The sequence below is a fragment of the Citrobacter sp. wls615 genome, assembly GCF_005281355.1.
Taxonomy (GTDB): Bacteria; Pseudomonadota; Gammaproteobacteria; order Enterobacterales; family Enterobacteriaceae; genus Citrobacter; species Citrobacter werkmanii.
Map to the genome: position 1 here is coordinate 124,626 of NZ_SZXM01000026.1, position 18,960 is coordinate 143,585.

Consider the following 18,960-nt stretch of genomic DNA (forward strand, 5'->3'; position numbering starts at 1 on the left):
AGATTAAGTTGTGCATAAACAGGCGCAGTATAAAGTCCCTCCTGAAAAAAGACAGCGCAAATGACGCATACCGGTTGTCTGATCAATATGTCATTTACGTTCAGTGCGTTGTCCCGATTATACAGTGTGGTTCTCCCCCCTCAGTCCTACAGTATCGACCTTCTTTTACGCGTACTTTTACGGATCGAGAAATGATCAGAAAGAGAATTGATAATGCCGCTATTTTGCTGATGGTGGTGATTTGCGGTGTCTGGGGTAGTCAACAGGTTGCGATTAAATCCGCGGCTGATGATATGTCGCCGTTTCTTCAGGTGGGCTTTCGTTCTGCAATCGCCGCGCTGCTGATTGGACTGCTTTTTCACCGCCGGGATAATATATTTGGCCGCCTGCGTGAGCGCAGTATTGCCAGAATGGGTACTATCGTTGGGCTGCTTTTTGCGCTTGAGTTCGTGTTGGTTTCTGTCGGAATAACGCTGACGACTGCTTCTCATATGGCGCTTTATCTGTACACCGCGCCGTTGTTTTCCGCTGTCGGGTTACATATTATTTTGCCTGAGGAACGCCTGAGTCGCCTGCAGTGGTGCGGGCTGGGCATCGCCTTTTTCGGGATTGCCGTCGCCGTGATGTGGGTTGCGCATGACGGGAATACGCAGTGGAGTCTGGCAGGCGATTTGTGCGGGCTGTTTGCGGGCATTGCCTGGGGAACGTCCAGCGTCGTGATTCGCTGCAGTCGTCTCGCCACCATTCCTTCATCGTGTACGTTGTTTTATCAACTCGCTATCACCGGTATTGTGTTATTGCTTATTGGTTTGATGCTGGGTGAAACGACGATACTTATGACCTCGACATTGATTGCTAGTCTGACTTTCCAGACGCTGGTCGTCGCATTTTCAAGCTATCTAATCTGGTTTACTCTGCTGCGTAATTATCATGTTGCTTCGCTGGGAACGCTGGTTCTGATGACGCCTGCGATGGGGATTATCGCCGGCGTGATGTTTCTGGGAGAATCTCTACAGCCTGCGTTTATCGTAGGGGCGCTGTTGATACTGACAGGATTGCTTTGTGTTTCATTACCGTCCCGGGCAATTTTGCACCATCGCCCGGGTTTAAACCGGAGCCTGAAGTGAAGAAATACAACATTACGTTGCCCCCAGGTGGAAAAGCAGATCGCGATATTATCACCGCCATTGATGCGAACCAGACAGCGATGCCCCTCAGGCCGCAATTAAATGTCGGGATTGTACTGTGGCCTGAATTTCCTTTACTGGCACTGGCGGGGTTGACGGATGCGCTGCGTCACGCGGCGGATATGGGGGATGACAGCCAGAAGATCCGCTGTTCCTGGCGTCTGATGAGCGCTACGCCAGAACAGCCTGTTTTAAGCAGTTCGGGCATGGCGATGATGCCGGATAGCGCATTTGTTGCCCCGGAGCAGTTCGATTATATCGTGGTGATCGGTGGGCTATTGCGCAGTATGGCAAAAGCGGACCCTGCCGCGCGGCGTTACCTGCATCTTGCCCGTCAGCGGAATATCCCGCTGGTCGGTGTTTGTACGGGCAGCTTTGTTCTGGCGCAGGAGGGTTTTCTACAGGGATTAACTGCGGCGGTCCATCCCTGGCATCTGAACGATTTTAAGGCGCAATTTCCTCTGTTGACCGCCCGAACCGGCGTCGATTTCCATGAAGAAAAGGGGATACTGACTTGCCCGGGCGGTATCTCAACGATCGGGCTGGCGACGGAGCTTATTCGTCGGCACTGTGGCCCCGATAGAGCCACAAAAGCCATTTTCCAGATGTCAGTGCCTAACCGAATAGACGGCACTTCCGTGGCGGTTTCCAGAGCGATAGGCTTTACGCATGTGAGCGATAGCCGCTTACGTAAGGCCGTATTTTTGATTGAGAAAGGGTTGGTTAAACCTATCTCAACCCAATGGCTTGCCTCAGAAGTCAATCTGAGTCCACGGCAGTTGACCCGGTTGTTTAATGCTGAGTTCTCTCAGTCACCGGGGGAGTTTATCCGTAGCGCCCGATTGCGCTATGCCCATTGGCTGTTGATAAATTCTGGAGAGAGCGTAACGGAGATTGCGCTGCGTCTGGGGTTTAGCGACTGCGCGCACTTTATTCGCATGTTTAGTCGGGAATTTGGCTGTACGCCTGGGGACTGTCGGAATACCCGAATCAATGCTGCCCCATCCGGGGCAGCATTTGACAGTTAACGAACGTTGGCGCAGGTCAGGCAAAACGCATAGCGGTTTTGCGGATCGTTAAACGCGGCCAGCTTATCGGTTTCAGCTTTTACCGTACTTGCCGCAGAAGCCAGCGGAGCCGGAAGCATTGCCTGAATGGCGGCGGGCAGCATGGCGCGAACCGAACCTGACATACTGTCCATGACCATATCCACGAATGTGGGTTCGTCCTGGTAATACTCAATGTGCCATTGTTTCAGTTTGGCCAGTTCAGCCGCTTTCGCGACGGCGTCGTCAAAATCACCCAGACTGTCGACCAGACCGTTGGCTTTCGCATCCTGGCCTGTCCAGACGTGGCCTTGAGCGATTTTGTCAATCTGCTCTGGCGTTGTCTTACGTGCATCCGCGACCAGTGTGATAAAGCGCTTATAGCCGTTCTCGATGCTCAGCTGCATCATTTGCTGCACTTCAGGCGGTAACGCTTTGGTGATGGAAATGTCCGCCAGCGGGGAAGTGGCTACGCCGTCGGTATGTACGCCAATGGAATCCAGACTGTTCTCCACGGTGTTAATCACACCAAAGATCCCGATTGAACCGGTCAGCGTGCTGGGGTTAGCCACAATGTAACTGGCTGGCGTGGAGATCCAGTACCCGCCTGATGCCGCCATGCCGCCCATCGATACGACGACCGGTTTGCCCGCCGCTTTTGCCGCAGCCAGTTCAGCGCGGATCACTTCGGAGGCGCTGACGCTGCCGCCAGGACTGTTCACTCGCAGAACAATGGCTTTTACCTTCGGATCAAGACGCGCTTCGCGGATCTGTGCGGCAGTGGTGTCGCCGCCCACATTCCCTGGGGTTTCTTCACCGTCCATAATCGCGCCATTCGCGAAGATGACGCCAATGCTCGCACCGGTATCCGCCGGGGTTTTCAGTGAGTAATCGTAGTAGCTGACGGCGCGGAAGTTTTTATCCGCTTTGCTCCAGCCGAACTGTTTGGTCAGTATTTTTTCGACTTCGGCACTGGAGGCAAGGGCATCCACCAGTTTGTTGTCGAGCGCGTATTTTGCGGTATCACCCTCGACTTTTGTCAAACCGTCCAACATCGCCTGCGCGCCGGGGAACACCTGCTGGGCTGGGATCTGACGGTTTGCGGCTACCGTATCGAGATAGTTCTGCCACAGCTCGCCGATCCAGCGGCTATCGGCCTCGCGCGCGGCAGGGGACATATCATCGCGGATGAAGGGTTCTACCGCAGACTTATAGGTACCGACGCGGAACACGTGCGTTGAGACTTTCAGTTTATCCAGCAGGGACTTGTAGTACAGACCGTTAGTGGCAAAACCATGCAGATCAACGGACCCCTGCGGGGAAAGGTAAATGTTGTTGGCAAAACTGGCGAGGTAATATTGCCCCTGGCTGAAGTTATCGCCCACGGCAAAGACCGGTTTGCCGCTGTCGCGGAATTCCCGCAGCGCTTTACCGATGTACTGCATTGAAGGCTGGTCGGCCCCGGCAAAGTTTTTCAAATCCATCACGATGCCGGTGATGTTGCGGTCATCTTTCGCCTGGCGAATGGTATTCACGATATCAAACAGGGAGTTTTCCTGCAGTCGGTCAGAACTGGCGCCAAACAGTTGACGGCCAATGACGCTCAAGCGGCTGGTGCTCGAAGGTTTGTCGACAATCACGCCCGAGATATCCAGCAGCAGTGCGCCACGTTCAGCATGTTCACTGGTGTTGCTGCTACTGACCTGCATCCAGATCCCCACGCCAACCAGCACCAAAAAGATAAAGAACAGGTTAAGCACTAATTCACGGACGAAATTGAGTAATCGCCATGTCCATTTAAAAAATCCGGCAATAAATCGCCACAGGGTTCGCATGTATTCTCCCTACCGATTAACAACACGCCACCCGGTTATCCCGAAAAAGGCGTTAAGATGTGGCTATCGTAATGACCCGACGGGCACTTGTCAGCAGGAATCACCGCCTGTGCTGTAACAAAATCCGCTCACGTGTTAATTTTGTGAATAAATCTCATTGTTGGAGTTAAACAAATGGATGCACTCGAATTACTCATCACCCGTCGTAGCGCTTCTCGTCTTGTCGAACCGGCACCGGCGGGAGAGCAACTGCAAAACATTCTGCGGGCGGGAATGCGCGCGCCAGACCACAAAACGCTGCAACCGTGGCAATTCTTTGTCATTGAGGGTGAAGGGCGCGAACGCTTTAGCGCCGTGCTTGAAAAAGGCGCTATTGCCGCAGGCAGCGACGAGAAAGCTCAGGAAAAAGCGCGGACGGCGCCGTTTCGCGCCCCGCTGATCATTACCGTCGTCGCGAAATGTGAAGAAAACGACAAGGTTCCGCTGTGGGAACAGGAAATGTCTGCCGGTTGCGCGGTAATGGCCATGCAGATGGCCGCTGTTGCCCAGGGCTTTGGCGGCATATGGCGTAGCGGCGCATTAACGGAAAGCGCGGAAGTGCGCGAAGCGTTTGACTGCCGCCCGCAGGATAAGATCGTCGGTTTTCTCTATTTGGGTACGCCGCAGCTAAAAGCGTCCACGACCATTAACCTGGCCGATCCGAGCGCTTTTGTTCGTTATTTCTGATATCAACGGCAAAACTGTCTGGATTATGAGCAAAGACACCTGAATTCAGACAGTCACTCTTACCACATCATGGAATGAGCGCTACCATATCCGAATTGCAATGACAGGAGATGTCCATGAGCGAGCAAGCTATTCGTTTAACGCAATACAGCCACGGAGCCGGTTGCGGTTGTAAAATTTCCCCTAAAGTGCTGGAAACCATCCTGCACAGCGAGCAGGCGAAGTTCGTTGATCCAAACTTACTCGTGGGTAATGAAACCCGCGATGACGCAGCTGTCTACGATTTGGGTAATGGCACCAGCGTTATCAGCACTACCGATTTCTTTATGCCGATTGTCGATAATCCGTTTGATTTTGGCCGTATTGCCGCCACCAACGCCATCAGCGATATTTTTGCTATGGGCGGCAAACCGATTATGGCAATTGCTATTCTGGGCTGGCCGCTTGATAAGCTGGCGCCGGAAATCGCCCGCGAAGTGACCGAAGGCGGACGCTTTGCCTGCCGTCAGGCGGGTATCGCGCTGGCGGGCGGTCACTCTATCGATGCCCCGGAGCCTATCTTCGGTCTTGCGGTTACCGGCGTTGTACCGACTGAACGCGTGAAGAAAAACAGTACTGCCGAGGCGGGATGCAAGCTGTTCCTGACCAAACCTTTGGGCATTGGCGTCCTGACTACCGCAGAGAAAAAATCGCTGCTGAAGGACGAACATATTGGGCTGGCGACGGAAGTGATGTGTCGGATGAACATTGCCGGTGCGGCATTTGCCGATATCGAGGGCGTGAAAGCCATGACCGACGTTACCGGTTTTGGTCTGCTGGGACATCTGAGCGAGATGTGTCAGGGCGCAGGCGTTCAGGCGCAGATTGTCTACCAGGATATTCCTAAGCTTCCTGGCGTTGAAGAGTACATCGCGCAGGGCGCAGTGCCGGGCGGTACCCAGCGTAACTTTGCCAGCTACGGACACCTGATGGGTGAAATGCCGCAGTCGGTACGCGACCTGCTCTGCGATCCGCAAACTTCTGGTGGCTTGCTGCTGGCGGTAACGCCGGAAGCGGAAGCCGAAGTGAAAGCGGCAGCGGCGCAGTTTGGTATCGATCTCACTGCAATTGGTGAGTTAGTGGAAGCTCGTGGCGGTCGCGCCATGGTTGAGATCCGTTAACTCGATGCGGTTGTTTATTGCCGAAAAACCGAGTCTGGCGCGCGCTATCGCCGATGTGCTGCCAAAGCCGCATCGCAAAGGTGACGGTTTTATTGAATGCGGAAACGGACAAGTGGTGACCTGGTGCATTGGTCACCTGCTTGAGCAGGCGCAGCCAGACGCCTACGACAGCCGTTATGCGCGCTGGAGTCTGGTCGATCTACCGATTGTCCCGGAAAAGTGGCAACTGCAGCCGCGTCCTTCGGTGACCAAACAGCTCAACGTTATCAAGCGCTTTTTACATGAAGCCAGCGAAGTTATTCACGCAGGAGACCCCGATCGTGAAGGACAACTGCTGGTGGATGAAGTGCTGGATTACCTGCAACTGGCTCCCGAAAAGCGCCAGCAGGTGCAACGTTGTCTGATCAATGACCTCAACCCGCAGGCTGTCGAACGGGCTATTGAGCGTCTGCGCGCCAACAGTGAGTTCATCCCGCTGTGCGTGTCGGCCCTGGCGCGGGCGCGGGCAGACTGGCTGTACGGCATCAATATGACCCGTGCTTACACCATTCTTGGGCGAAACGCAGGCTATCAGGGTGTGCTCTCGGTCGGGCGCGTACAGACGCCGGTGCTCGGCCTGGTTGTGCGTCGCGATGAAGAGATTGAAAACTTCGTCGCCAAAGATTTCTTTGAAGTGAAAGCGCATATCGTGACGCCCGCCGATGAGCGGTTTACCGCTATCTGGCAGCCCAGCGAAGCATGTGAGCCGTATCAGGACGAAGAAGGGCGCTTGCTGAATCGTACGCTGGCCGAACACGTGGTGAACCGTATTAGCGGGCAGCCGGCGCTCGTTACCAGCTATAACGATAAACGGGAATCAGAATCCGCGCCGCTGCCGTTTTCGCTGTCGGCGTTGCAGATTGAAGCGGCGAAACGCTTTGGTTTGAGCGCGCAGAACGTTCTGGATATCTGCCAGAAACTGTATGAAACCCATAAATTGATTACTTATCCGCGTTCGGATAGCCGTTATCTGCCGGAAGAACATTTTGCCGGACGTCATGCGGTAATGAACGCAATTAGCGTTCATGCGCCGGATCTGCTTCCGCAACCCGCGGTGGATCCCGATACGCGAAACCGCTGCTGGGACGATAAAAAGGTGGATGCCCACCACGCCATCATTCCTACCGCGCGCAGTTCGTCCATCAACCTGAATGACAACGAAGCGAAAATTTACAACCTGATTGCCCGTCAGTATCTGATGCAGTTTTGTGCGGATGCGGTATTCCGCAAGTGCGTTATTGAGCTGGATATTGCCAAAGGCAAGTTTGTCGCCAAAGCGCGTTTTCTGGCGGAGGCCGGATGGCGCACGCTGCTTGGCAATAAGGAGCGCGATGAAGATAACGACGGGACGCCGTTGCCGGTGGTGGCTAAAGACGATGAATTGCTGTGCGAAAAAGGCGAAGTGGTTGAACGTCAGACTCAGCCGCCACGCCATTTTACCGATGCGACGTTGCTGTCAGCGATGACCGGGATTGCGCGCTTTGTGCAGGATAAAGATCTGAAAAAGATCCTGCGCGCCACGGATGGATTAGGTACGGAAGCGACGCGCGCCGGGATTATCGAGCTGCTGTTTAAACGCGGATTCCTGGTGAAAAAAGGGCGCTATATCCATTCGACCGATGCCGGAAAAGCGTTGTTTCACTCGCTGCCGGAAATGGCGACGCGTCCGGATATGACGGCGCACTGGGAATCTATTCTGACCCAAATCAGCGAAAAACAGTGTCGTTATCAGGATTTCATGCAGCCGCTGGTGGGAACGCTGTATCAGCTCATCGATCAGGCGCGCAGTACGCCGGTACGGCGCTTCCGGGGAATTGTCGCGCCGGGTGGCAGTGGTGGCGATAAGAAAAAGAGCGCGCCGCGTAAACGCCCGGCGAAAAAAAGCCCGCCATCCGAAGAGGCAGGCGTGTAAGTCTGTAGGCCTGATAAGCGTAGCACCATCAGGCTTTGCCGGATGCAGCCCCCGTGCCTTATCCGGCCTACGGTTCTACAGAGACAATATTAAATCACACCCTGGCCCAGCATCGCGTCGGCAACCTTCACGAAGCCCGCGATGTTGGCGCCACGTACATAGTTGGTTTGTTTGCTTTCGCCGCCGTATTCAACGCAGGCATGGTGAATATCCAGCATGATGTGGTGCAGGCGCGCGTCCACTTTCTCCGCTTTCCAGCCCAGACGTGCGGCGTTTTGCGCCATTTCCAGACCGGAGGTCGCTACGCCACCGGCGTTGGCGGCTTTACCCGGCGCGAACAGAACGCCCGCTTCGAGGAACAGGTCGGTGGCTTCGATGGTGGTCGGCATGTTGGCCCCTTCGGCGACAGCTTTCACGCCGTTGGCGATTAGTACGCGCGCCGCGTCGACATCAAGTTCGTTCTGGGTGGCGCACGGCAGGGCGATATCGACCGGAACCGACCACGGCTGCTTGCCTTCGAGATAGGTCAGGCCAAACTCCCGGGCGTAATCCGCCACGCGACCGTCACGGCTGTCTTTGATCGCGCACAGACGCGCCAGTTTTTCTTTGGTAAATCCACTTTCGTCGACCACTGTGCCGCTGGAGTCGGAAGCGGTCACCACCCGGGCGCCAAATTCCATGGCTTTCTCAATGGCGAATTGTGCAACGTTACCGGAGCCAGAGACCGCCACGCGCATGCCTTCAAAGCTGAGGCCATGACGTTTAAGCATCGCTTCGGTGAAGTACACCAGGCCATAGCCGGTCGCTTCCGGGCGGATCAGGCTGCCGCCGAAAGAGAGACCTTTACCGGTAAAGACGCAGGCGCTGTTGTTGGACAGTTTTTTCATCATCCCGGCCATAAAGCCGACTTCACGACCACCCACGCCGATATCGCCCGCCGGAACGTCGGTATCGGGACCTAAATGGCGGAACAGCTCAGTCATCAGCGCCTGGCAGAAACGCATCACTTCACCTTCGCTTTTACCTTTCGGGTCGAAGTCACTCCCGCCTTTACCCCCGCCCATCGGCAGCGTGGTGAGGGCATTTTTAAAGGTCTGCTCGAAACCGAGGAATTTCAGGATCGACAGGTTTACGGAAGGGTGGAAACGCATACCGCCTTTGTATGGGCCAATGGCGGAGCTAAACTGCACGCGCCACGCACGGTTAACCTGCACCTGATTACGATCGTCGAGCCAGACTACGCGGAACTGGATTACGCGCTCCGGCTCAACCAGACGCTCCAGCAGCGACATCTGGCGATAACGTGGGTTTTGCTCAAGGAAGGGCCACAGCGTCGTCATCACTTCACGAACGGCTTGCGCGAACTCGGTTTGGTTTGGGTCGCGCTTTTGTACATGGTTAAGAAACGACTCCAGAGAACATGTCTGATCCATAGATATAAAAACCTCTTATGTATTGATATGGTTATATTTTTGATATTTGTGTTAAGTGTTTTGCAGTTTTTGACTATACCACCAGCAGCGTGACGGGACGCAAGAAAAAATTAACCCCGCTAAGTAAATTAATATCGTGGCGTGGGTCATAACCAAAAACGATGACGGGAGGGACTAAAGTTTCTGCCGATTTATACCGTTATACTGAGCATAACTGTCAGTCACAAAGGAAAGAATATGCGCCGTTTAATCATGGCAGTAGCGTTGGTATTGGTGTCCAGCGCGACGCTGGCAAATCAGCTTTATCGCCCGGATGTGCAGGTGAATGTGCCGCCGGAAGTGTTCAGTTCCAGCGGGCAGCGAGCGCAGCCCTGTAGTCAGTGCTGTATTTACCAGGATCAAAACTATTCCGAAGGGGCGGTGATTAAAGCGGATGGTGTACTGCTTCAGTGCCAGCGCGATGATAAAACGATCAGCACGAATCCGCTGGTCTGGCGGCGCGTAAAAGAATAAAGGCTTCTAACAGTGGGATATCGGCAGGCGCCAGCGGATAACGCCGCGCCTCTTCGGGTGAACACCAGACAATATCCTGATGTTCATACGCATTCAGTTCTCCCTGAAAAGACGGCACATGCCAGGCATGTAAATGGATCAGCCGGTCCGAAACCTCACGTTGGTGGCTGGCGATATAGCGCCCAACGACTGCGTCGATGCCTAACTCTTCACGCAGTTCGCGGATCAGCGCCTCGGGCTGACTTTCGCCCGCCTCAACCTTACCGCCAGCAAACTCCCACATGCCTGGCTGATCCGCATCCGGCGAACGTTGAGCCAGTAAAATTTTGCCATCACGTTCAATGATAGCAGCGACCACGTCGAGGGTTTTCATCATATTCATCAAGATCTAACAGCAGAAAATGACATACTATATTTATCTTTGAGTTATCTAAAGTATTCAGGAGTCATCGTTGAACGATCCTCACTCGTGGGTAAGTCCGTTAACGCGTATTCCCTCCAGTTTGCAACCGCTCGTCGCGACGCAGAAAAAACATTATGGCGATGTGCTGCATCCCACGCGCTGGTGGGGGCGGATGCCGTTTCTGTTCTGGCTGGTGGCGCTGTTTGTCGGCTTTCTGGAGCGTAAAAAGGCGCGCTTAACGCCAGTGATGCGCGCATTGTTAATGACCCGCGTTTCTCAGGTATGCCACTGTGCTTTCTGCGTTGATGCCAACAGTTTGCGGTTGGCGGAACGTTGTGGCGCGCTGGATAAAGTCTTGCAGGTCGCCAACTGGCAAGAATCAGCGCTGTTTAACGCAGAAGAGCGCATAGCGCTGGCCTATGCGGATGCGGTGACCGCCACGCCACCGCAGGTAGACGATGCGCTGAAAACGCAAATGAAGCAGCATTTTACCGATGACGTCATTACTGAAATGACCGCGCTGATTGCGTTTCAAAATCTCTCGGCGCGTTTTAATGCCGCCCTCGATATTCCTGCGCAAGGACTGTGCGACAGTTTTAAAGGACGCCCGCATGCTTGACCGTCATCTTCATCCACGGTTAAAACCGCTGTTGCATCGCGGTGTGGGCATTATTGATAAACCAGCGATTACCCCGGATGGCCTGACGCTGGTCGGTTTTGCTATCGGCGTGTTGGCCCTGCCATTTCTGGCGTTAGGCTGGTATCTGGCGGCGCTGGTGGTCATTGTGCTTAATCGCTTGTTTGACGGGCTGGACGGGGCGCTGGCACGGCGCAGAGGGCTAACCGACGCGGGAGGATTTCTCGATATCTCACTCGATTTTCTGTTTTACGCCTTAGTACCGTTTGGTTTTATTCTTGCCGCACCTGCGCAAAACGCACTGGCTGGGGGCTGGCTGTTGTTTGCGTTTATGGGTACTGGTAGCAGCTTCCTCGCCTTCGCAGCCCTGGCAGCGAAATACGATATTGATAACCCAGGCTACGCGCATAAATCGTTTTATTATCTGGGAGGGCTAACCGAAGGCACTGAGACTATTTTGCTGTTTGTTTTGGGCTGTTTGTTCCCGGGATATTTTGCCGTGCTGGCGTGGGTCTTTGGCGCGCTGTGCTGGATGACGACGTTCACCCGGATCTGGAGCGGATATCTGACGCTGAAATCGGTTCAGCGTCAGGCGTAATGTCTTGCGTTGCCGGATGCGCTTATCCGGCAATCATGACCATTTTACTTGCTGCTGTCCGGACCCCGTTCACCGCTGGCGACCGGGTTTTTCGGATTGCTGCTCCACTCATACCAGCCACCGTCGTAAACAGAGACGTTTTTCCAGCCCATCGCACGAGCATACATAAACGTTTCTGAAGCACGCCAGCCGGTGCCGCAGTAGAAAGAAACCTGCTGGTCTGGCGTGATATTCCACTGTTTCCACATGGCGGCGATATCATCCGCGCTGCGCATGGTGCCGTCCGGGTTATGGAAATCTTCCATATGCGTGGAATCACTCCCCGCGTGGCCCCAGCGTGCGCCTGCGATCTCACCTTTTGGCTTGATGTAGCTATAGCCGCTGGTGGTACCAATAAACTCAGGCCACGAGCGGATGCTGACCAGCGACGCATCCTGGCGATGCAGCAGGCCGCGAGCCTGTTCCGTATTCAGCATCAGTTGTGGTTGGGCAGGGATAGCAACGCCAAAATCAGGAGCCGCTTTCACCGTCGGCGGCGTTCCGCGTTCCACCGGTAAACCTGAATCTGACCAGGTTTGCCACCAGCCGTCGAGCAGACGCACATCTTTCACGCCTGCATACAACATGATTTGCGCCACGCGCGCGGCGGCATAGACATCACGACCGTATAAAATCACCGTGGTGTCGTGGCGAATACCATGTTTTGCCAGCATGGCTTTGAGCTGCGCGTCGGAAACTTTATTCCATAGCGGTTCGCTTTCGACTTCGTTGGTATCAATGTAGCCCGCACCAGGGATATGGCTGAGCAGATACAGCTTCGGCGCGCCCCAGGCGGCTTCAATCACTTTCCAGTCACCCGACGGCTTGGCGGTCACGTCTTTTCCCTGCTGCAGGTCGTGCAGCCACTGCGGGTAAACCAGTTGTTCGAAGTGCGGCAGACGTTGCAGGCGGGCAGGATCCGCAAGGGCGTCGCTGAGGGTTAAAATATGGCTAAAACCGACTTTCTGCAGGCGGGATTTAACGGCCTGTATCTCGCTATCGCTGCCATATAACGCCACCGGCGCATCGGTTTTCAGCTGATGCGCCTTAACCCAGGCATTGAGTTGTTCATCATTCATTTTGTCGAGCCAGGCGGCAGACAGGTTCAGTGCGGAGGGTTCATGTCCGGAAGGACCATTGAGCGATTGCGGCCAGCCGTTGTAAAAAGCGCTCTGACGGGTATCGATCGCCGCGCCTTGCTTTTGCTGTAACTGGTTGAGGGTGAGGGTCTGTGCTGTTTCAGCAGCCCAGGAAGGAGCGCAAGCGAGCCCTAAAGCCAGTGCCAGCGCGGTCATTTGAGAAACACGTTTCATCGAATAGCCCGACGTTGAAAAAAGAAGACGACATTCTGTGCCGCCGGTTAAGTTAAAACCTTGCGTTAACGCAGCATATCGCCACATTCACGCCCAGTTTTCCATCTGTAATACACGGCCTGCTGGCGGGACATCCTGCGCATCATGCGTAACTTGTACCACCGGAATATTCAACTTGCGCACCTCGGTAAAGACCCACTGGCGAAAGGTATCGCGTAGCGACGCATCCAGTCTGCTAAAGGGTTCATCGAGCAGCAGCGCCTGAGGCTGAGCCAGCAGGGCGCGCAGCAGGGCGACACGCGATCGTTGACCGCCGGAGAGTGAGGCCGGGTCGCGATGATAAAATCCTGCCAGATCCGCGCGCGTAAGGGCGTTTTCAACAGTATGGCGTCTGGCGGAACCTTGCAAACTGGCGGGTAAGGCCAGCAGTAAATTCTGCCCAACGCTGAAATGGTCAAATAGCAACGCATCCTGGAACAGGATGCCAATCTGGCGCTGCGCGGTGGGCAGCGTGTCTATGCGCCGTTCATTGAGCCACAGTTCGCCTGAAGCCTGAAACTGAGGGGATAATGCGCCGACCATCCACGAAAACAGCGAAGACTTACCACTACCGGAAGGTCCCATGATAGTGACGATGTCACTTTTGTTAACCTGGAAATTCACGTCTTTCAGTAGCGTTGTCGCGCCCCGGTACACTGAAAGGCTTTGAACGATGAGCATTAACGGAGTCCTTGTCGAAAGCGGCCGAGCCACGCGGCGAAAAACGCCGTCAGTACGAAAACGGATAGCGGTAACAGAAGTTGCCATAGCGCCTGTGTCGCTAAAATAGCCGTGCTGCCGCCGCTGCTTAATGCCACCGCCTCGGTGGTCAGGGTGGGATAGCGTCCGGCTCCTAACCACAGGGTTGGCATATATTGGGCAATACTGACCGAGAAGCCAACCGCGAAGGCGATCAGTGCCGGGCGTAACAGCAGCGGGCATTTTACCCGCCAAAATATGCGGCCTCGCGCCCAGCCCAGCGTTTGTGCAATCAGAATCAATCGTGGGTCAATGCGTTGCCACGCCGGTTTGAGCACAAACAGCATCCATGGCATCACCCACAGCAGGTGGCCCCAGATGATGGTCGTCATCAGCCCATCTTGTCCGGTATATAACGCCACCAGATACTGTCCGGTGACCAGCGGCAGCGCGGGCAGGATAATGGGCAGCCAGACCCAACGGTGTCCGGTTTGCGGTCCCCATTCCAGCCACGCAAAGAGTATCAGTAATCCCAGCACGCTGGAGATGAGTCCCAGTTGCAGACTATTGCTGAGCGCCTCGCTGTTGAGCGATGAAGAGTTGGCGGAAAGCGCCAGTACCAGGGAGCATACCACTCCGCTGATGGGCAAAAGTTGTACCAGCGGGCGTGCGATTGTAGCGGACGAAAAACGCAGGCGTATTCCGTTTACTGCCGGAATCATGCTCCGCCAGCCACGCCAGAACAGATAGCCCACCAGCGCGAAGATAAATAGCAACAACACCAGCAGCAGGCTGGAGAGTGCACCTTTGGCCTGCTGTTCGGCATCACCCTGGCTGAGCCATTGCCAGCTCAGCACGGCAAGCGTGGGCGGATTTCCGGGGCCAAGGACGATGGCCACATCCACAACGGAGAGTGACCAGGCCACGACTGCCAGCATGGCTTTGCCTAAAGCAGGGGCGATGGAGGGCAGAACCAGCCAGTTCAGGCATTGCAAACGGCTGTAACCCAGCGAATCCAGGACGATAACCTGTTGTGAAAGTTGTTTCTCACTCAGCAGGGCTGAGAGGATCCACAACAAAAAGGCGCTCTCTTTCACCGCCAGCGTGATGCCAAGTCCAATCCCATAGCGGTCCGGTTGCGAGTTGAGAAAAGGCAGCCACTGCCAGAGCATGCCGCCTTCGGCAAAAATCAACAGCATGCTGGTCGCGAATGCGACGTGCGGGATCGCCAGCAGCAACGGCAGGCGTGAGCACAGTCGCGCCCAGCCAGCGCCGGGCCACAAAAAGAGGATCGCCAACAGCGCAATGGACAGTGCGCCGAACGCCGCCAGACTTACGGAAACCAGCGTTGCCAGCAACGCCTGCGGGAGTTGAGGATCGTCAAACAGCGCCAGCCAGTGCGTGGTGCTAAGCGCTGGGGCTAGCAGAGAGAACGTTGCAGGCACCAGCGGCAGATAAACTGCCGTCATGATGCCCCACAGCAACAGAATTAATGCGTACCGTAGCGGCGTAGCCATTCTTGTTCCAGAGCGTTTACCCAGGCTGCATGTGGTTCTGGCAGTACGGCAGGGAGTCCTAGCGGGATATACGCCAGCAGGGCGTCACGCTGTTCGTCTGGCAGTTTTTGCGGATCAAGCACCGAAGGATCTCCCCAGATAGCAGGGTCAGCTTTACGCAGTTGCGCTTCGGGAGACAGCAGGAAGTTTGCCACGACTTTGGCTCCGGCGCTGGCGCGGGCATTCGCCGGAATAGTGACAAAATGCACGTTGCCGATCATGCCCTGTGAGAAACCAAAACTATAGCTGGTTTTGGGCAATTCGCCGCTGGCCACTTTTTGCTGCGCGTGGGCTGGGTTAAAGGTCAATGATAAACGCAGCGTACCGGTATTCAGCAACGCATCCATCCGCGCAGGCGTGGGCGGAAAATCTTTGCCTTCACGCCATAGTACAGGGTGTAGAGCGTCAAGATAATGCCATAACGGAGCGGTAACGTTGGCGAATGTGGCGGCATCGGGCGCAACTTTCAATGCTTGCGGTTCCGTGGTAAGCATAATCAGCAACTGCTCGAGAAAAGCCGTGCCGGTAAAGTCTGGCGGGCGCGGGTAAGTTACTGTGCCAGGGTGCGCCTGCGCAAATTCAAGCAATGCCTGCGGGGATTGCGGCGGCTGGGCAGTGAGATCGCGTCTGGCAATGAAGGTTAGCTGTGCGCCGCCCCATGGCGATTCTGCCCCTTCCGTGGGGATGGCAAAGTCTTCACTGACTGGTTTCCGGGTATCAACATAGCGCCAGTTAGGCAATGCCTGCGCCCACTGGGTTTGCAGCAGGCCAGCGCCTTTTAAAGTGCGGAAGTTTTCACCGTTTACCCACAATAAGTCGACAGAACCGCCGGTTGTTCGCCCGGATGCCGCCTCGGTCTGGATGCGTTTAACGGCGTCGGCGGCATCCGCCAGCCGCACAATTTTCAGGTTAATGGCATAGTGCGTTTTTATCTCGCCGCTAACCCAGTCGAGATACTGATTAACGGCGTTATCGCCACCCCAGGCGTTGAACCATACCGTCTGACCGCGGGCGTCATTTTTGATTTGCTGCCAGCTGGCGTCCTGGGAAAAAGCCGCCAGCGGGCAGAGCAGCAAACTCAGGCACAATAAGCAGTAACGCATAATATCTCCATTGCTAAAAATGGCGTATGTCTCAGGTTTTCTTCCGTTGACGCTCAAGGTAAAGGCTTCTTGCTCCTGCAATCACCACGCTCAGGGCAAACAGGATGAACAGGCCGGTAACAAACCAAAATGTACCGCCGGTTAACAGGCTACCGGCCCACGAATAGACAATCGTGGCGGGTAACTGACCGAAGCCGGTGGCGAAGAGAAAGTGGCGAAAACGAATCGAGGTCAGGCCTGCGGCATAGCTTACCGGGTCGAAGGGCACAAAAGGCAACAGGCGACAGATGAGAATAGTGTGCTTGCCATAACGTTCGAAAAAAGTGTCCATGTTGTTCAGCACTGTTTTCCCGGTCAGCTTTTCCACCGCACTGCGACCCAAAACGCGGGCAATAAAAAAGCACAGCGCTGCGCCGACCATCGCGCTGCTCCAGGACAGTACGCCGCCCCAAAACGCGCCAAACAGCGAGGCATTGGCAAACGTAATCACAAAGGCGGGAAGCGGCGCGACGATGGCCTGTAAGATCATCAGGAAGAACGATACAACCGCCGCCTGGGTCCCATACGAACGAATGAAGTTCTCAAGAGCGCGTTGATCCAGCGTAGTAAACGCCGCCAGGCTGCCCCGGAGAAAATCACTGACGCCAGGTATCCACATCCATGCCATCAGCGCGAGCAGCAGCACAACTATTAATCCTGTCCGGTAATAGCGGGTTAATCGCGCTTTGTTCAGCTTTGTCATTTACCTGCGCACTCGTGGCTGGACGACGGATCGATATGTTTATATCTGGCCCAGGCTTTTGCCGCCTGAATAAGAATGAATAACGCCAGGCCCGCAACGCTGAGTTTGCCGACAAATGCCAGAGTCATGCCTTCGCTGGCCAGTTCGTGCGACATCAGCGTATAGATAAAGATGCCGGGCAAGGTGGTTACCGCGGATATCACAGTAAATGACCAGAACGGAATAGCCGTCAGTCCATAGGCGTAATTTTGAATATTATAGGGGAACAGTGGGACGAGTCGGGTCAGGATCAGAAAGTCCAATCCGCTATGGGCGATGCCTTTCTCGATTGCCTGAAAAGTCGCCGTGTGCCCAACGTATTTCAGCAGTAGTTCCCGACCAAGCCAGCGAGCCAGCAAAAACGACAGCGCCGAGGCGACGGTTGCCGCCACTAACGAGACAAGCGTCCCTGTGACAGGGCCAAACAGCACACCGCCGACGATCACCAGAATACTGCCGGGGATCAGACACAGCGCCGCGATGATAAACAGCAAGATGTAAAGCGTATAGCCGAACATACCGCTTTGGCGGATGACGTCTTGTAAATGCTGGAAATTGGTTATCAGGTCGGTCAGGCCGAAATAATGGAAAACTCCCGCCAGAATGCAGAACAGGACCGCGACGATCAGCAGCCGGTATTCTGCGTTATGCGAACTTCTTTTTCATGGGGGTTCTCCTGTAAAACCGAGTGTAACGCAGCGTTTTCGTCAGCGAAAAGTGCGCGCGAAGATATAATAAATTCCCGGACACAACAATGTATTACCGTCGATTTATTGATTTTACACAGAATAAACAGACTCTCCAGGCGAGGCCCGGAGAGTGAAAAATCGCAGGAGGTCAGACGCGGAATTTAGCCCATACCGGCGCATGATCGGACGGTTTTTCCATGCTGCGGATCTCATAGTCGATGCCGGTTTCTTCGCAGCGCTCCGCCAGTGGGTTGCTCGCTAACAGCAGATCGATACGCAGGCCACGGTTATCATCAAAGCCTTTTGAGCGGTAATCAAACCACGAGAACTGGTCATTTTTTTCAGGATAAGCATGACGATAGGTGTCCACCAGGCCCCAGCCCAGCAGACGCTCCATCCACTCACGCTCTTCCGGCAGGAAGGAACATTTACCGGTACGCAGCCAGCGTTTACGGTTTTCCTCGCCAATGCCGATATCGAGATCGGTTGGGCTGATGTTCATATCGCCCATGATCAATACCGGATTGTCGCGTTTCAGTTCAGTCTCCAGATAGTTTTGTAGATTCTGGTAAAACGCGGCCTTGGCCGGAAATTTGGTTTCGTGGTCACGGCTTTCGCCCTGCGGGAAATAGCCGTTGATCACGGTAATGCTGCCCAGAGGGGATGGGATTTCCGCCATGATGATACGACGCTGCGCTTCTTCGCCATCGTCCGGGAAGCCACGACGCACTGCGATTGGCGTTTCTTTCGTTAGCAGCGCCACGCCGTAATGACCTTTCTGACCATGATAAAAGACGTTGTAACCCAGCTTTGCTACCTCTTCGAGAGGGAACATGTCGTCGTGGACTTTTGTCTCCTGTAAGCCAATCACATCCGGTTGGTGTTTTTCGACAATGGCTGCCAGTTGATGAGGACGGGCACGCAGGCCGTTGATATTAAAAGAGACAAATTTCATAGTCGCTGCCGTTTTGCAAGATGAATAGTGCAAGGATGGTAGCAGAATTTCCGCTGGCTGACTGCTTCTTGTCACCTGATTCCAACAATGATTGCCAATGGTGTTAACGATGGAGCAAAAACTGCACCGTTTTGGCGCGAAGCGCGTCAGAACAGAGCAATAATTTCCGATAAATTTCGTATACGATCACAATTCCAGAATTATATTTGGCAACTGAATAAAACTGCGGTTTTTCCTCTATTTAGTCGCCTGATGCGCGAACATATTCACTTTTTATGCGCATAAAGTGAATATCGC

General features: G+C 54.6%; 18 protein-coding genes. 8 read left to right on the forward strand and 10 right to left on the reverse strand.

Annotation, left to right across the window (positions count from 1 at the left end; genetic code table 11):
- Window positions 1-191: 191 nt before the first annotated feature.
- Together FDX04_RS08895 and FDX04_RS08900 are read left to right on the forward strand one after the other, a co-directional pair.
- Window positions 192-1,127 carry a DMT family transporter gene (locus FDX04_RS08895; RefSeq protein ID WP_249935523.1) on the forward strand — a complete coding sequence of 312 codons (936 nt, stop codon included), beginning with the start codon at window positions 192-194 and terminating at the stop codon, window positions 1,125-1,127.
- Window positions 1,124-2,215, forward strand: coding sequence for a GlxA family transcriptional regulator (locus FDX04_RS08900; RefSeq protein WP_042308886.1), 1,092 nt, complete (start codon window positions 1,124-1,126; stop codon window positions 2,213-2,215). The genes FDX04_RS08895 and FDX04_RS08900 overlap by 4 nt, the downstream gene beginning before the upstream one ends.
- Here the strand turns inward: FDX04_RS08900 and sppA are convergent.
- Window positions 2,212-4,068, reverse strand: coding sequence for a signal peptide peptidase SppA (gene sppA, locus FDX04_RS08905; RefSeq protein ID WP_137370814.1), 1,857 nt, complete (start codon window positions 4,066-4,068; stop codon window positions 2,212-2,214). The genes FDX04_RS08900 and sppA overlap by 4 nt on opposite strands.
- Before the next feature lie 174 nt (window positions 4,069-4,242).
- On the opposite strand from sppA, the gene FDX04_RS08910 reads away from it, so the two are divergent.
- The 3 genes from FDX04_RS08910 to topB all read left to right on the forward strand — a co-directional run bounded on the left by FDX04_RS08910 (window position 4,243) and on the right by topB (window position 7,905).
- On the forward strand, window positions 4,243-4,794 hold the full coding sequence (locus FDX04_RS08910) for an NAD(P)H nitroreductase (protein WP_042308883.1): 552 nt from the start codon (window positions 4,243-4,245) through the stop codon (window positions 4,792-4,794).
- Window positions 4,795-4,910: 116 nt separating this feature from the next.
- Window positions 4,911-5,954, forward strand: a complete 1,044-nt coding sequence (selD, locus tag FDX04_RS08915; protein WP_137359987.1) for a selenide, water dikinase SelD — start codon at window positions 4,911-4,913, stop codon at window positions 5,952-5,954.
- Window positions 5,955-5,958: 4 nt separating this feature from the next.
- Entirely contained in the window at window positions 5,959-7,905 is a 1,947-nt protein-coding gene (gene topB / locus FDX04_RS08920; protein ID WP_038640087.1) for a DNA topoisomerase III, read from the forward strand.
- An 89-nt stretch (window positions 7,906-7,994) separates the two neighbouring features.
- On the opposite strand, the gene gdhA is transcribed toward topB, so the two are convergent.
- On the reverse strand, window positions 7,995-9,338 hold the full coding sequence (gdhA, locus tag FDX04_RS08925) for an NADP-specific glutamate dehydrogenase (RefSeq protein WP_038640089.1): 1,344 nt from the start codon (window positions 9,336-9,338) through the stop codon (window positions 7,995-7,997).
- 237 nt (window positions 9,339-9,575) lie between these two features.
- Here gdhA and FDX04_RS08930 point away from each other — a divergent pair, with 237 nt between their 5' ends.
- A complete protein-coding gene (locus FDX04_RS08930; RefSeq protein WP_042308875.1) occupies window positions 9,576-9,851 on the forward strand; it encodes a YnjH family protein in 276 nt (91 codons plus the stop codon).
- On the opposite strand, the gene FDX04_RS08935 is transcribed toward FDX04_RS08930, so the two are convergent.
- Window positions 9,811-10,224 carry a pyrimidine (deoxy)nucleoside triphosphate diphosphatase gene (locus FDX04_RS08935; protein WP_165407492.1) on the reverse strand — a complete coding sequence of 138 codons (414 nt, stop codon included), beginning with the start codon at window positions 10,222-10,224 and terminating at the stop codon, window positions 9,811-9,813. The genes FDX04_RS08930 and FDX04_RS08935 overlap by 41 nt on opposite strands.
- Before the next feature lie 79 nt (window positions 10,225-10,303).
- On the opposite strand from FDX04_RS08935, the gene FDX04_RS08940 reads away from it, so the two are divergent.
- Window positions 10,304-10,873 (forward strand): carboxymuconolactone decarboxylase family protein, encoded by a 570-nt coding sequence (locus FDX04_RS08940; RefSeq protein WP_069324284.1) that lies wholly within the window; start codon window positions 10,304-10,306, stop codon window positions 10,871-10,873.
- Window positions 10,866-11,489, forward strand: a complete 624-nt coding sequence (locus FDX04_RS08945; protein WP_079224499.1) for a CDP-alcohol phosphatidyltransferase family protein — start codon at window positions 10,866-10,868, stop codon at window positions 11,487-11,489. Before FDX04_RS08940 ends, FDX04_RS08945 begins: the two co-directional genes overlap by 8 nt.
- A gap of 44 nt (window positions 11,490-11,533) precedes the next feature.
- Here FDX04_RS08945 and FDX04_RS08950 read toward each other — a convergent pair whose 3' ends face one another.
- From FDX04_RS08950 to xthA, 7 genes are all read right to left on the reverse strand, one after another.
- Window positions 11,534-12,841, reverse strand: coding sequence for a sulfurtransferase (locus FDX04_RS08950; protein WP_137370815.1), 1,308 nt, complete (start codon window positions 12,839-12,841; stop codon window positions 11,534-11,536).
- 87 nt (window positions 12,842-12,928) lie between these two features.
- Window positions 12,929-13,561: an ATP-binding cassette domain-containing protein gene (locus FDX04_RS08955; RefSeq protein WP_042308867.1), complete on the reverse strand. Its 633-nt coding sequence runs from the start codon at window positions 13,559-13,561 to the stop codon at window positions 12,929-12,931.
- Window positions 13,561-15,096, reverse strand: a complete 1,536-nt coding sequence (locus FDX04_RS08960; RefSeq protein ID WP_137359993.1) for a thiamine ABC transporter permease — start codon at window positions 15,094-15,096, stop codon at window positions 13,561-13,563. Before FDX04_RS08960 ends, FDX04_RS08955 begins: the two co-directional genes overlap by 1 nt.
- A complete protein-coding gene (locus FDX04_RS08965) occupies window positions 15,069-16,238 on the reverse strand; it encodes an ABC transporter substrate-binding protein (protein WP_137370816.1) in 1,170 nt (389 codons plus the stop codon). The genes FDX04_RS08960 and FDX04_RS08965 overlap by 28 nt, the downstream gene beginning before the upstream one ends.
- Before the next feature lie 31 nt (window positions 16,239-16,269).
- Window positions 16,270-16,980, reverse strand: coding sequence for a TVP38/TMEM64 family protein (locus FDX04_RS08970; RefSeq protein WP_137370817.1), 711 nt, complete (start codon window positions 16,978-16,980; stop codon window positions 16,270-16,272).
- Window positions 16,977-17,633 (reverse strand): TVP38/TMEM64 family protein, encoded by a 657-nt coding sequence (locus tag FDX04_RS08975; RefSeq protein WP_170975153.1) that lies wholly within the window; start codon window positions 17,631-17,633, stop codon window positions 16,977-16,979. Before FDX04_RS08975 ends, FDX04_RS08970 begins: the two co-directional genes overlap by 4 nt.
- 223 nt (window positions 17,634-17,856) lie before the next feature.
- Window positions 17,857-18,663 carry an exodeoxyribonuclease III gene (gene xthA / locus FDX04_RS08980; protein WP_038640136.1) on the reverse strand — a complete coding sequence of 269 codons (807 nt, stop codon included), beginning with the start codon at window positions 18,661-18,663 and terminating at the stop codon, window positions 17,857-17,859.
- Window positions 18,664-18,960 lie beyond the last annotated feature (297 nt).

Bases quoted from the DNA above. Each gene is read 5' to 3' on its own strand.
- FDX04_RS08895 (WP_249935523.1), top strand. From the start codon at position 192: ATGATCAGAAAGAGAATTGATAATGCCGCTATTTTGCTGATGGTGGTG.
- sppA (WP_137370814.1), bottom strand. From the start codon at position 4,068: ATGCGAACCCTGTGGCGATTTATTGCCGGATTTTTTAAATGGACATGG.
- FDX04_RS08910 (WP_042308883.1), top strand. From the start codon at position 4,243: ATGGATGCACTCGAATTACTCATCACCCGTCGTAGCGCTTCTCGTCTT.
- selD (WP_137359987.1), top strand. From the start codon at position 4,911: ATGAGCGAGCAAGCTATTCGTTTAACGCAATACAGCCACGGAGCCGGT.
- topB (WP_038640087.1), top strand. From the start codon at position 5,959: ATGCGGTTGTTTATTGCCGAAAAACCGAGTCTGGCGCGCGCTATCGCC.
- gdhA (WP_038640089.1), bottom strand. From the start codon at position 9,338: ATGGATCAGACATGTTCTCTGGAGTCGTTTCTTAACCATGTACAAAAG.
- FDX04_RS08930 (WP_042308875.1), top strand. From the start codon at position 9,576: ATGCGCCGTTTAATCATGGCAGTAGCGTTGGTATTGGTGTCCAGCGCG.
- FDX04_RS08935 (WP_165407492.1), bottom strand. From the start codon at position 10,224: ATGAAAACCCTCGACGTGGTCGCTGCTATCATTGAACGTGATGGCAAA.
- FDX04_RS08945 (WP_079224499.1), top strand. From the start codon at position 10,866: ATGCTTGACCGTCATCTTCATCCACGGTTAAAACCGCTGTTGCATCGC.
- FDX04_RS08950 (WP_137370815.1), bottom strand. From the start codon at position 12,841: ATGAAACGTGTTTCTCAAATGACCGCGCTGGCACTGGCTTTAGGGCTC.
- FDX04_RS08955 (WP_042308867.1), bottom strand. From the start codon at position 13,561: ATGCTCATCGTTCAAAGCCTTTCAGTGTACCGGGGCGCGACAACGCTA.
- FDX04_RS08960 (WP_137359993.1), bottom strand. From the start codon at position 15,096: ATGGCTACGCCGCTACGGTACGCATTAATTCTGTTGCTGTGGGGCATC.
- FDX04_RS08965 (WP_137370816.1), bottom strand. From the start codon at position 16,238: ATGCGTTACTGCTTATTGTGCCTGAGTTTGCTGCTCTGCCCGCTGGCG.
- FDX04_RS08970 (WP_137370817.1), bottom strand. From the start codon at position 16,980: ATGACAAAGCTGAACAAAGCGCGATTAACCCGCTATTACCGGACAGGA.
- xthA (WP_038640136.1), bottom strand. From the start codon at position 18,663: ATGAAATTTGTCTCTTTTAATATCAACGGCCTGCGTGCCCGTCCTCAT.